Source organism: Vibrio sp. 1F263 (assembly GCF_041439035.1).
In the GTDB taxonomy this organism is placed as follows: Bacteria; Pseudomonadota; Gammaproteobacteria; order Enterobacterales; family Vibrionaceae; genus Vibrio; species Vibrio tasmaniensis_A.
This window is the reverse complement of the sequence record NZ_JBGONI010000003.1, coordinates 219,734-233,057: the sequence shown is the minus strand read 5'-3', so window position 1 is coordinate 233,057 and position 13,324 is coordinate 219,734. Positions and strand designations below refer to the sequence as shown.

At 44.3% G+C, this 13,324-nt stretch carries 11 protein-coding genes; 5 read left to right on the top strand and 6 right to left on the bottom strand.

The window, feature by feature from the left end; genetic code table 11:
• Nucleotides 1-13: 13 nt before the first annotated feature.
• From ACED25_RS03545 to ACED25_RS03535, 3 genes are all read right to left on the bottom strand, one after another.
• Nucleotides 14-1,123: a putative 2-aminoethylphosphonate ABC transporter ATP-binding protein gene (locus tag ACED25_RS03545; RefSeq protein WP_371694639.1), complete on the bottom strand. Its 1,110-nt coding sequence runs from the start codon at nucleotides 1,121-1,123 to the stop codon at nucleotides 14-16.
• Between the two features lie 222 nt (nucleotides 1,124-1,345).
• Nucleotides 1,346-2,767: an FAD-dependent oxidoreductase gene (locus ACED25_RS03540; protein ID WP_371694638.1), complete on the bottom strand. Its 1,422-nt coding sequence runs from the start codon at nucleotides 2,765-2,767 to the stop codon at nucleotides 1,346-1,348.
• Nucleotides 2,768-2,968: 201 nt separating this feature from the next.
• Nucleotides 2,969-3,979 carry a putative 2-aminoethylphosphonate ABC transporter substrate-binding protein gene (locus tag ACED25_RS03535; protein ID WP_017104203.1) on the bottom strand — a complete coding sequence of 337 codons (1,011 nt, stop codon included), beginning with the start codon at nucleotides 3,977-3,979 and terminating at the stop codon, nucleotides 2,969-2,971.
• A 350-nt stretch (nucleotides 3,980-4,329) separates the two neighbouring features.
• On the opposite strand from ACED25_RS03535, the gene phnW reads away from it, so the two are divergent.
• The 4 genes from phnW to ACED25_RS03515 all read left to right on the top strand — a co-directional run bounded on the left by phnW (nucleotide 4,330) and on the right by ACED25_RS03515 (nucleotide 9,191).
• Nucleotides 4,330-5,433, top strand: a complete 1,104-nt coding sequence (gene phnW / locus ACED25_RS03530) for a 2-aminoethylphosphonate--pyruvate transaminase (RefSeq protein ID WP_371694637.1) — start codon at nucleotides 4,330-4,332, stop codon at nucleotides 5,431-5,433.
• Nucleotides 5,433-6,872, top strand: a complete 1,440-nt coding sequence (locus ACED25_RS03525) for an aspartate aminotransferase family protein (protein ID WP_371694636.1) — start codon at nucleotides 5,433-5,435, stop codon at nucleotides 6,870-6,872. The genes phnW and ACED25_RS03525 overlap by 1 nt, the downstream gene beginning before the upstream one ends.
• A gap of 84 nt (nucleotides 6,873-6,956) precedes the next feature.
• The gene (gene phnX / locus ACED25_RS03520; protein WP_371694635.1) at nucleotides 6,957-7,775 is read left to right on the top strand and encodes a phosphonoacetaldehyde hydrolase; all 819 of its coding nucleotides are present in this window, start codon (nucleotides 6,957-6,959) and stop codon (nucleotides 7,773-7,775) included.
• Nucleotides 7,776-8,126: 351 nt separating this feature from the next.
• Entirely contained in the window at nucleotides 8,127-9,191 is a 1,065-nt protein-coding gene (locus tag ACED25_RS03515; RefSeq protein ID WP_371694634.1) for an OmpA family protein, read from the top strand.
• A 143-nt stretch (nucleotides 9,192-9,334) separates the two neighbouring features.
• Here ACED25_RS03515 and ACED25_RS03510 read toward each other — a convergent pair whose 3' ends face one another.
• The gene (locus ACED25_RS03510) at nucleotides 9,335-9,733 is read right to left on the bottom strand and encodes an OsmC family protein (protein WP_371694633.1); all 399 of its coding nucleotides are present in this window, start codon (nucleotides 9,731-9,733) and stop codon (nucleotides 9,335-9,337) included.
• 197 nt (nucleotides 9,734-9,930) lie between these two features.
• Between ACED25_RS03510 and msrB the strand changes: the two genes are divergently transcribed.
• Entirely contained in the window at nucleotides 9,931-11,073 is a 1,143-nt protein-coding gene (gene msrB / locus ACED25_RS03505; RefSeq protein ID WP_135441847.1) for a peptide-methionine (R)-S-oxide reductase MsrB, read from the top strand.
• 122 nt (nucleotides 11,074-11,195) lie between these two features.
• Here the strand turns inward: msrB and ACED25_RS03500 are convergent, their stop codons facing one another.
• Both ACED25_RS03500 and ACED25_RS03495 read right to left on the bottom strand, forming a co-directional pair.
• Nucleotides 11,196-12,563 carry a TrkH family potassium uptake protein gene (locus ACED25_RS03500; RefSeq protein WP_371694632.1) on the bottom strand — a complete coding sequence of 456 codons (1,368 nt, stop codon included), beginning with the start codon at nucleotides 12,561-12,563 and terminating at the stop codon, nucleotides 11,196-11,198.
• Between the two features lie 27 nt (nucleotides 12,564-12,590).
• On the bottom strand, nucleotides 12,591-13,247 hold the full coding sequence (locus tag ACED25_RS03495; RefSeq protein WP_371694631.1) for a TrkA family potassium uptake protein: 657 nt from the start codon (nucleotides 13,245-13,247) through the stop codon (nucleotides 12,591-12,593).
• Nucleotides 13,248-13,324 lie beyond the last annotated feature (77 nt).

The window sequence follows — 13,324 nt, the reverse complement described above, 5'->3', positions numbered from 1 at the left end:
GATTCCATGATTGTTACGCCGCCTCGTCTTTCATCACTTGCAGGCTTTCAGATGGGTAAGCTCTAAGACCTTCTTCATCAAACGCTACGTAACGAATATCGCTGCGACGCAGTTTCAATCGATTAAACTCTTTGACTGACACATCAACGATGATCTCTTTAGCCGTTGAGTCATGTTGCAGCTCGCACTCAACTCGATAGAACGCCCCAAGGAACTCGCTAGATATGATTCTGACGGGTAAAGACTCGTTAAAGCGATCAACAAACTGAATTTGTTCCGGACGCACCGCGATATCAAAACGATCGCCATGCTTTGGTGTCAAATTATCTAAAACTGGCAACGCTAACATCGACTCTGCAATGCGCATTTTGCCTTTCGCAGCAACAGATGCTTGAATGAAGTTCATGCTACCAACGAATTCAGCGACAAAGCGGCTGACTGGATTTTGATAGATTTCTTGCGGAGCACCCACTTGCTCAATAACACCATGATTCATGACCACAATGCGATCGGCCATGGTTAAGGCTTCATCTTGATCATGAGTCACCATAATGGTGGTAATGCCCAGCTTACGCTGCAATTGACAGATCTCGTCACGCAGATGTGTTCTTACCTTCGCATCAAGTGCAGAGAGCGGTTCATCGAGGAGTAGCAAACCTGGAGACAAGGCCAATGCACGAGCGAGAGCCACGCGTTGCTGTTGTCCACCAGACAGCTGATTTGGGTATTTTTGGCCAGAAGTTGGTAAACCAATGGTTTCTAACCAAGATTCTACCGCTTCCAGAGCTTCTTTGGTCGACATCCCTTGGTTCTTCAATCCAATTGCGATGTTCTCTTCCACAGTCAAGTTTGGAAATAGAGCATAAGATTGGAATACGATGCCAAAGTCGCGCTTTTCTGGTGGCAAGAAGGTCGTATCATTACCGTTCTGCTCAATAGATCCTGAGGTCGGTAAATCCAGTCCTGCAATCGCACGTAGTAGTGTCGTTTTACCGCAGCCAGATGGGCCAAGGAAACAGACGAATTCACCTTTATCGATCGATAGAGAGATGTCTTTTAACGCTGTAAATTGGCCAAATTGCTTTACAACGTTTTCAATATTCAAATAAGTTTGGTTGCTCATACTACAGCACTCTTTAAATGGTATATACCAAATTTAAACTTTGAATATTGCAGTTGAGTGACAAATTTATAGAAGCTAAATGACAGTTATATTGCAGAAATAATAAGCATTAAAGATTGCTATTTTTTCAGCATTAAAAGTTAGTTCAGAAAGCCCTCAATGACTAGCCCATAAGTCACAGAGAGCCTTAGTGTATACCTCTAATTTGAACCTTAAATCAATTTATGATTCAACCTTGTCGGCTTTACCTGCCGCACCCGCGAGCTTTGCCAATTGTTTATCCAACCACAATGGCGTGTTACCAGAGTCTTCCGCGTTCTCTTTTCTTCGAACAGCATCTCTAACCATCATTGCCCCAACCCAACGAAATGGCTCTGGTGGGAAATAGCCTCGTGGACCGCTAGTTAAACCACTACGAGTCCATTCGTTATCACCCCCTAACACCATTGAAGACAAAATTTTCCCTCCCATGCGAGTTTGAGCGACACCATTACCTGAGTAACCGAGCCCATAATAGATGTTGTTTTGGCCTTTTAGATTACCGAAAAATGGCAATCCGGTGACCGAACGATCTGAGCCGCCAGACCAATTGTAATCGAATTCACTTTGTTCCAGTTTAGGGAACAGTTTTTGAAACGATTGATTGAGAATCGGCAGGTAGTTGGTCGTTTGGTTAAACATGCTTTCAACTTGATTGGCAAACGAGAACTTATTACCGCCTTTGCCCAACATGAGTCGTCCGTCCTGGGTATCTCGGTAGTAGTGGACAAAGATACGCGAATCCACCACCGCCACCCCTTTCTCTGGGCCAAATTGCTTGAGCTTTTCAGGAATAGGCTTGGTCACCACCATATCTGAAGAGACAACAACAATGCTGCGTTTGAACTCTTTAAAGTGATCGAGCATCCATGCATTGAGCGCTAAGATCACTTTATCCGCAAATACTGACCCGCCTTTGGTTTGAATTCGAGCTGGGGAGCCATAGTCGAGTGATGTCATCTCTGTGTTTTCGTGAATTTCGACACCCAGTTCGAGAGCAACTCTGCGCAAACCTCTAGCCAATAACGCTGGCTGCACACTGCCCGCAGCTTCTGAGTAGTAACCCTCAATGTGGCGATCAGATCCCGCTTTATCAGCCAAAGAATTGTCGCACTTCTTCCAGCTATTGATACCCTGCTTAACCAGCTCATTAACAACAGGCTCCATTCCACCCTTTTGCGCTTCATTGGTCGCCGTGTAGTAAGTACCGCTTCGATATAGATGCGCGTCAATCTTGTGTTCGTTACAGAAGGCTTCGATCTCGTATATAACCTTTTCCGATTCCTTAACCAACCATTTCGCTTGTTCTTTTCCGTAAAGCTTTTTCAGCGTCGGATACTTAGTTGACCACGTCAGCATGCAACCGCCGTTCGCACCAGAAGCACCGCTGCCACACAAGCCTTTTTCAATCACTACAACATGTTTTCCGGGCTGTTGTTGTTTGATTAAAATCGCCGTCCATAAACCAGTGTAACCACCGCCGACAATGGCGATATCACAGTTAACGTCTTTTTGAAGCGGTTTAGCGGATTCTAGCCCAGCATTGATGCTGCCAAATTCCTGTTCCAATGCATGCTTGAACCAATATGAGTAGTGCTTTGTCATTTGTTGTACCTTACTTAAAACCTAAAGGTGTAAAACTAAAAAAGGAAGACCGAAGCCTTCCTTTACTGATTCCTAACTTCTAATGAGCTGCATATCTATTGGACTACGTGTCTAATAAACCATGTGTCGAATAAACTCTGTAATCTAATAAGCTCAGTAGATAATTAACTAAGTAGCCAATAAACTAACTAGCTCAGCAGATTAAGATTTTGGCTCTGATTTAGCGTCAAACTTCTCAGACCATGTTTTAAGAACGTCTGCACGTTCACTGCCCATGCGAGCGAAGTCCATTTTTGCCATGTTCTTTTCTACATTAGGGAAGTTCTCTGCTTTGCCTGTCACATCTTGGTGACCAACAACTGGGTACATTTCGATGTAAAGCTCATTTGCCGCTTTAGAAATAGACCAATCGATAACACGTTGTGCTGCATCAGAAGGCTTAACAAGGCCTACCGCTTCAGATTCCCAGCCGATGCCTTCAGGCGTAATAACTGAAAGTGGAGCGCCTTGAGTTTTCAGCTTAGCGCCACGGCTCGCCATAGAAATACCGATAGCGACTTCACCCATACCGGCTTGAACACATGGCTTAGAACCTGAGTGCGTGTAGTGAGCAATATTTTGGTCTAGCTTCTGCATGTAGTTCCAACCTTGGTCTTCACCCATGTTTTGTAACCAAGCCGAAACCTGCATGTAGCCCGTACCAGAAGATGCTGGGTTTGGCATCGCAATGTGACCTTTATAGATAGGCTTCGTTAGGTCATCCCAAGATTTAGGTGCAGGTAAGTTAAGTTGCTTAGCCACCACTTCGTTGAAACAAACCGCATTAAAGAATGCGTCATTGCCATACCAAGCTTGAGTAGATTGCGGGTCGTTAAGATTAGCGCGTAATGCTTCTACACCTTGAGGCGTATAAGGTTTCAAGATGCCCTCTTCTTTAAGCAGCGCCATTGAAGAACCAGCAAGTCCCCAAACTACCTCTGCGCGAGGGTTGTTTTTCTCGGCCAATAATTTTGCCGTCATGATCCCAGTTGAATCACGTACCCACTTGATGTTGATGTCTGGGTTTTCACTTTCAAATGCGTTTTTGTATTTCGCTAAAATGTCAGTTTCAAAAGCAGTGTAAACCGTCACTTCCTGTGCTGCATAAGCATTACCCGCTAATAGAGTTACTAATGCTGCAAGTGATCCTTTCATAAAACGGTTTTTCATCATTTTCTCCAGTCAGGCCCGATGCCAAGGTTAGGAATTGCCAAGGTTAAAGTTGTTAAGGCTAGAAGCTCCATCTAGAGGCTTCTATATCCATAAATTCATTTAGGTTGTGAGCACACACCTTCACATTGGTATGTACCAGATTTCGAATATTAAGCTAACTGGCTTTTATGACGATTAAATGAACAAAAAATGGCAATTTCAAGATCGGACAATTTCTCAACACAAGTGACAAATTTGAATGTGAAGCTTTTATGAAAATAACGTTTGGGCTATTTACGACCGTTTAAATTGGTTGCTAAAGTAATTGCAAATGTTGGTATAGTCCAAAATGCAAATCACGAGAATTAAACATGAAAAACGAATACTTACTGCTGACACCGGGTCCTCTATCTACTTCTGAAACCGTTCGCCAAGCGATGCTAAAAGATTGGTGTACTTGGGATGATGAATACAACAAAGACGTTGTTGAAGTGATTCGTAGCAAGCTTGTGACTTTGGCGACTAAGCAGCCGGGATATACAAGTGTATTAATGCAAGGCAGCGGCACTGCTTCAGTTGAAGCAACAATCGGTAGCGTTATCTCTAACAGCGGTAAGCTTCTTGTGGTTGATAACGGTGCGTATGGTGCTCGTATTGCTCAAATCGCAGAATATTTAAACATTCCATGCCATGTCGTTTCCCCAGGTGAAACATCACAGCCTGACTTGAACGAAATGGAAACGGCATTGGCCATGGATTCAGACATTACTCACGTGGCGATTGTCCACTGTGAAACCACCACTGGCATGCTGAATCCAATTGAAGAGATTGCCAAATTGGCAAAACAGCACAACAAAACCGTCATTCTTGATGCTATGTCGAGCTTTGGTGGCATCCCTATGGATATTGCTGACTTAGGCATCGACTACATGATCAGCTCTGCAAACAAGTGCATTCAAGGGGTACCGGGGTTCGGCTTTGTTATTGCTAAGCAATCAGATCTCGAGAAGTGTAAAGGCCAAGCTCGCTCATTAAGCCTTGATTTGTTTGACCAATGGCACTGTATGGAAAGCAACCATGGGAAATGGCGCTTCACCTCTCCGACTCATACAGTGCGCGCTTTCTACCAAGCTCTACTTGAATTGGAACAAGAAGGCGGCATCGAAGCTCGTCATAGTCGCTACCAAACCAACCAAACCACATTGGTTGCAGGTATGCGTTCTCTTGGCTTTGAACCACTGCTTAATGATGACCTTCACTCACCTATCATTACCTCTTTCTATTCTCCAACTCATAGCGATTACCAATTCAAGGAATTCTATGATCGTTTGAAAGAACAAGGTTTTGTGATTTACCCGGGCAAGGTTTCAAACGCAGACTGCTTTCGAATCGGTAACATCGGTGAAGTTTACCCGTCAGACATTGAAGCTCTCATTAGCGCTGTAGAAAACGCTATGTACTGGGACATCAAATAATGACGATGACCAATCAAGAGCCGATTCTAAAGGCCACACACTTTCGAAGCGAAGGCGATGTGAACACCACGCCAGCACGCGAAAAATGGAACGAATCGCTAAACGATGATGCGACTCAAGCAATGTTAAAGCGTGACTCTGACGTGTTTCTTCATCAAGCCATGTCAACACCTTGCCTAGACACGCTTGAAGCTGCAGAAGGTATCTACATTCAAGATGCGACGGGCAAAAAGTACATGGACTTTCACGGTAACAATGTTCATCAGCTTGGTTATGGCCACCCACACATCATCAATAAAGTGACTCAGCAAATGGCGTCATTGCCGTTTTCACCCCGTCGCTTCACCAATGAGACGGCCCTTCAGTGTGCTGAAAAACTCACACAGATCTGCGGTGGTGATTTGAATCGCGTGTTGTTTGCTCCCGGGGGCACATCCGTTATCGGCATGGCGCTAAAACTTACTCGACATGTCACCAACAATTTCAAAGTAGTGTCATTGTGGGACTCATTCCATGGTGCGTCACTCGATGCAATTTCAGTGGGTGGCGAAGCTTGTTTCCGCGAAGGCATGGGGCCATTAATGGCTGGCGTAGAACGCATTCCACCAGCCGTCTCTTATCGCGGTGCTTTCCCGCTTCGCGATAGTTTTCCATTAAGTGGGAATAACGCTAGCGATTCAAACGAGACTGCATGTGATGTGCACTATGCCGATTACCTAGAATATGTGATTGAAAAAGAAGGCGGTATTGGCGCCTTCATTGCAGAAGCGGTTCGTAACACAGACGTTCAAGTGCCAAGTAAGGCTTATTGGAAGCGCATCCGTGAGATCTGTGACAAACACAACGTCATGTTGATCATCGACGACATTCCAAACGGTATGGGTCGCAGTGGCGAATGGTTCACTCACCAAGCGTTTGATATCGAACCTGACATCCTATGTATCGGTAAAGGTTTTGGCGGCGGCTTAGTACCAATCGCAGCCATGATCACTAAAGACAAATACAACACGGCAGCGCAAGTATCTCTTGGTCACTACACCCATGAGAAAAGCCCAATTGGTTGTGCGGCAGCACTCGCGACCATGGAAGTGATTGAGCAAGAAAACCTACTTGAAAAAGTACAAGCGGACAGCGCATTCGTGCGTGAACAGTTGCTTCAAATGAAAGAGAAGTACCCAGTCATTGGTGATGTTCGCGGCATCGGCCTGCTCTGGGGGGTGGAGTTGGTCACTGACCACATCACCAAAACCCGAGCTTTCGATGAAGCAGAAGCCGTGCTTTACCAGTGTCTAAACGATGGCCTGAGTTTCAAGGTGTCACAAGGTAATGTGATTCAGTTGAGCCCACCATTGATCATCAGTCGCAGCGAACTAGAAGTCGCTCTGTCTGTATTCGAAAAAGCGATAGCAAAAGTCTGCAAAGACTTTGAATACCTTTAAACCATCATTTAGCCAATAACTTAAAACAATCATTCATCTCCCAGAACAACCTGAGCCGGGAGAGAACAGAAATAGGACACTATTATGAACACAACATCACCTATCCAAGCGGTTATCTTTGACTGGGCTGGCACTATCGTTGATTTTGGATCATTTGCTCCAACCAGTATTTTCGTTGAAGCATTCAGACAAGGTTTCGACTTTGATATCGACTTAGCAGAAGCGCGAGAACCCATGGGGATCGGCAAATGGGACCACATCCAAGCAGTTGGTCGAATCCCAGCTGTTAACGCTCGTTGGAATGCTCAATTCGGACGCTCGATGACCAGTGAAGACGTTGATGCGATCTACGCGGCATTCATGCCTCTTCAGAAAGCAAAAGTAGCAGACCACGCAGCACCAATTTTAAACGCGATTGAAGTCGTGAATAGCTTAAAAGAAAAGAACGTAAAAATCGGCTCTTGTTCTGGTTACCCACGAGAGGTGATGGACGTACTAATTCCAGCTGCAGCAGATTACGGTTATCTTCCTGACAACGTAGTTGCAACTGACGACTTACCGCAAGGCGGTCGCCCTGCTCCATTCATGGCACTTAAAAACGTCATTGACCTAGGTGTGACGAACGTCGCTGCGTGTGTGAAAGTGGATGACGCTGCACCGGGTATCGATGAAGGTCACAACGCAGGCATGTGGACAGTAGGCCTTGTACTATCAGGCAACGAAGCAGGCTTAACCTACCAAGAATATGTGGATGCCGACGAAGCGACACTTGCAGCTGCGCGAGAAAAAGCAAGCATTAAGCTAAACAAATCAAACCCGCACTACCTGATCGATACCATCGCCGACTTACCTAGAGTGATTGCAGATATCGAAAAGCGTTTGTTAGCCGGTGAGCGTCCGTAACAGCTAAGCCTCCGCTCCACCTTACAACTCAGGCTATGTAGCCAAATAATCCGTTCACACAAAAAGATGAAACCTCATATCGCCTTAAAATGATACGAGGTTTCATCGTTTCCAACATTTAAGACAACAATTGATCAACAAAAAAGCTATAAATAGCGCCTTGAAAACTATGAATACCAACAATCCGATTGATTATCATACGCAATCAGACTAACAATACATTAGTAGTTCCTTAAAAGTTCTACCTGAATCAACGCCTTGATTTACTTACGGTCGCAGTGTCTTAGCCAGTAAGTTATCGCTTTACAGGTCAGTTCAGATAACAATAAAAATTAATCCAAGGATAAGATTATGAAAAAACTTTCTAAAATCATGTGTGCTGTCGTCGCAGCTTCCGGCTTAGCGGCAGCTCCTTCTATTGCTGCAACCACTTATGTTGGTGCAAAAGTAGGCATGGGTTGGCTAGATAGCGCATGCGTAAGCGGTGAAAAGTGTGATGATGATGCAATTGGTGCAGGGATATACTCTGGCTATAACTTCACTGACAGACTAGGTATCGAGTTAAGTTCTGATTTCTTAGGTGACTACAATACAAGCTTTTCCAAAAATGGGGTTACAAGTAACTTTAGCGACCCTCTAATCGCTATCTCACTAACGCCAATGTACCGCCTACCAGTACAACAAGAGTTCGATGTATTCTTCAAAGCTGGTCCTGCTTACATCTCGCACGGCGGTGAAACAGACGTTGTTCTTTCAGCCGGTATCGGTCTAGAGAAGCAACTTTCCTCAGATTGGGCTGTTCGTGTTGAGTACCAATACTTCGATGATTTCGATGACAACTATGTTCAAGACTTAAACTCTAACTTTGTTACCGTTGGCCTTAGCTACAACTTTGGTACAGGTAACACAACGGCTTCAGCAGCAGCCGCTTCTGCAGGAGCCGTTGTAACACAGGCTCCTGCAGAGCCAATTGCCGAACCAGAAGTCGTTGTTGTTGAAGAAGAAGTTGTGGTTACTAAAGCTAAAACTGAAAGCTTCTCTCAAGGTATGTTTGAGACAAACAGCACTGAATTATCTTCAGAAGGCAAAACTGCATTAATGCCATTAGTTGAAGTACTGCAAGCTCACCCTCAATCATCAGTTAATGTTGTTGGTCACACTGATTCAACAGGTGCAGCAGAGTACAACATGATGATCTCTAAGAAGCGTGCTGCTGCTGTAGCCGCATACATTGAAGAGCAAGGCATTGCAGCTGACCGCATTGCAGCTTCAGGTGAAGGGGAAGAAAACCCTGTAGCATCAAACGCTACAGCTGAAGGTCGTGCGCAAAACCGTCGTGTTGACGCAACGATCCCAAGCTTCGAATACCAAGAAAAAGCGCAAATGGAAGAAGTTATCGTAGAAACTGCTGAATAATAGCACTCTACCTTAATTAAAATAATAAGGGCGGAGCACTTTCAAGTGCTCCGCCCTTTCCTTTATCAGGCTCTCCCCATATGCCGTCAGCTATAAGTAGAAGCCGTAAAAATCAGTCTACCGCCAAGCTGTACAATCAGAGACTAGACTATTTCCCAGCTGTGGGTCATCTCTACACCAGCACCCAGCATTAAGCATACTGAACAGTACTTTTCTAATGAATCCGCACAGACCTTAGCAACCAACTCAGGATCAAGATCATCACCAGTCACTTCAAAATGAATATTAATTGCAGTGAAAATTTTTGGCGCCGTTTCACGACGTGTGGTTTCAAGCTTTGCATTACAGCCCGTGATGTTTTGGCCTGCAGATTTCAAGCCATCAACCACATCAACAGAGCTACAACCGCCAGCAGCCATTAGCACCATTTCCATAGGGCTTGGCGCGGTAGCACCGCCACTGCCATCCATAACGACAGAGTGACCTGATTGAGATTGACCTAGGAATTTAAAGCCTTCGACCCATTTAACTTCTGCTTGCATGTTGTTCCTTAGATGTACGGAAACCGCCATCATTATCTATTATATCAATAATGAACACCCTACTACTGGCAGCATTTATGAGCAAGATTTTCTGTTTGAGATATTTTTTTCATGAATAGTGTAATTTTTTCCATCTAAACCCTGTCTCTATTCGTACATTCAAAATCGAATGAGAAAAACGTCAAGATGAGGTATCTATGAATAAATTATCTAAAATATTGGTATCACTCGTGGTTGCATTACCACTGACTTCGCTATTTGTAAGCCAGACTGGCACTGCCAATACAATGGATAAAGCGATGGATTCAGGTAAAAGTGAAATCGCGACACTGGCTGGTGGTTGTTTTTGGTGTACAGAATCCGACCTAGAAAAACTGACCGGCGTCACCGACGTTATCTCTGGTTATTCCGGTGGTGAATTAGAAAATCCAACCTACAAACAAGTTTCCTCGGGTAAGTCTGGACACATCGAAGTGATCAACGTGACTTACAACCCAGATGTAGTTAGCTATGAGCAGGTACTTGACCAATTCTTCAGACACATCGATCCTACCGATGATAAAGGCTCATTCGTAGATAGAGGTCCTCAATACCGACCTGCTATTTTCTATCATAACCAAGAGCAAAAAGACGTTGCTCAGAATTTCATGATGGAAATAGACAAAGCTCAGGTCTTTGGTGAGCCACTAAAAACAGAGCTGATTAAGTTTGAAAAATTCTGGCCAGCAGAAGAATACCATCAAGATTATTACAAGAAGAGCAAGGTTCGTTATAACTACTACCGCTACGCTTCTGGTCGTGATCAGTACCTAGATAAAATCTTCGGTGATGATAGAAAAGAAAATCCGAAAACGATCCGCCAAATCATCGATGACAAAAATGCGACAGCTAATGCTAAAACATACACCAAGCCGTCTGATGCAGAGATCAAAGCATCTCTAACTTCACTGCAATACGATGTCACACAAGACGACGCAACAGAGCGCCCATTTGACAACAAATACTGGGATAACAAGCAAGAAGGTATTTACGTTGATATCGTAACGGGTGAGCCTTTGTTCTCTTCAAAAGACAAATACAAATCAGGTACAGGTTGGCCGAGCTTTACACAGCCAATCAGCGAGGCTTATGTGGTAACAACTACTGACTACAAGCTGCTTTACCCAAGAACAGAGGTTCGCAGTAAATTTGGTGACTCTCACCTAGGGCATGTATTTAAAGATGGTCCAAAGCCAACAGGTTTACGCTACTGCATGAACTCAGCCGCTATGCGCTTTATCCCAGCAGATAAATTGGCTGAAGAAGGATACGAAGAATATATTGAAATGTTCGAAGGCTAAGTGCTAAGAAATTAGAGCTACACCTATAACAACAAAGCCAGCATATCGCTGGCTTTGTTTTCTAACACGCTAACAAGAACTATAAATCCTAGCCTGTTAGCATTATTAACCCGTTAACATTATTAGCCCGTCAACACCGTATCTTCTGGGTACTTCAACAAAGAAGGTTCTGGACGAGCTAACATGTACGCCAAAGTCAAAGGGCCAATACGTCCGATTACCATAACCACAATCATAATGTATTTCCCGGGTTCAGTTAGGTTTGCGGTTAACCCAGCAGTCAGTCCGACCGTCGCAAAGGCAGAAATCACTTCAAACATCACGCGGTCAAACGCGGCTTGCTCAGTGAGCATTAACAAAAACATCGCGGTGGTTAATAGCGCTCCACTGACCACAATAATGGCCAATGACTTTGTTACCGCTTGCCAAGTCACAGTACGTTTAAACATCACTACATGCTTTTTCTGACGTAAGAAGGTCCAAGTTGCAACAAACGCAACCGCGAAAGTCGAGACCTTAATACCACCACCAGTGGAAGTCGAACCAGCACCAATCAACATCAGTACTATCATCACCAATAATGCCGGTTGCGTATATTGAGACAAATCGACACTATTGAAACCAGCGGTACGAGCACTCGCAGACTGGAAAAAAGCAGCTAACCACTGACCTTGTATAGAGAGGCCTTCCATCGTCGCTGAGTTATTTCTCTCCAATAACCAAAACATCACCGTACCCACCAACAACAAAGCTGGTGTCGCTGTTAACATAATCTTGGTATGTAAATGCAAGTGTTGGAAACCTTTACGCCAGTTACTCGATAAGTCGCCGACGACTGTAAAACCAAGTCCACCAAAAATAAACAAACCTGCTAATGTAAATATCACCAAAGGATCATCAACAAAACTCATCATACTGTCTGAGAACAGCGCGAAACCTGCGTTATTGAATGCAGATATAGCGTGAAAGAGTGCATAAAAGCTTCCCGTTGCCCATCCCATTTCTGGAACCCAACGGAAACAGAGCAACACAAACCCAACAAACTCCGCCACCAATGCAAAGATGATGATCTTCTTCACTAACTTACGAAGGTTAATCTTACGATCTTGTCCAAGTGCTTCTTTTGCCAATGCTTGTTGTTTAAGGCTTAATCGGACACCAAACATATAGAGCAGTACCGCAGACAGAGTCATCTGCCCTAACCCACCAACTTGCATCAAGAACATCAGTAAGATTTTACCTGCCAAGGTGAAATGCTGGCCAGTATCAACAACACCTAAACCTGTCACACTGATCGCTGACGTGGCAGTAAACAGTGCATCCGTAAAACTTAGCCCTGTCACCGAGAACACAGGCAGCGTCAACAAGATTGCTGAGGGGATAAGAACACCTAAGAAGCTCGTAAGGATAATCTTAGGTTCAGAGCCTTTGCGTGGCTTCTTATCACTTTTAAGGGTGTAGAAAGTACCTTTTCGTTTTACCGAATTCATACTGTTACCTTACTTACCGATTACCAATTACCAATTGCGTAGCTTTCTAGATAAAGTCTCTTTCGGCCCAGCTATGATCACCACATCCCCAATTTCTAAACTCACATCCAGTTCTGGTGCTTTCGTTAAGTTCGGGCCTCGCTTAAAGCCAAGTACCTCAACACCATTTTCTTTACACAGCTTAAGGTCACCAAGTTTCTTACCCAACAAGTTAGAACCAATAACGATTTCCGTCATCGCTAAGCCACTGCCAAGGTCGATAAACTCAAGAACGCGTCTATCCAACATTTTACGCGCGACACGAATCCCCATATCTCGTTCGGGCATAATGATGTGGTCAGCACCAATCTTAGAGAGAATCTTGCCGTGGAACTTATCATTGGCCTTCACCCAGACTGCTTTTGCGCCTGACTCTTTAACGACCAAGGTCGTTAGAATGCTTGAGTTAACGTCAGAGCCTATCGACACCATCACCATGTCATATTCATCGAGCCTTAACTCTTTAACTGTCTCTTCGCTTGTACAGTTCGCAACAATCGCTTGAGAAACAAAAGCCGCCGCATCTTTCACTCGCTCTTCATCAATATCAACGGCGAGTACCTGTGAGCCTGAACTTTGTAGCTCTTTACAAACAGAGAGACCAAAACGTCCCAAGCCAATAACTGCATATTGTTTGTCATTCATTTATTACTCCACTTACAAAGCTACGTAGCATCGAAAACAAATAATGAAATTGTCTTCATACAAAAAAACGACTATAT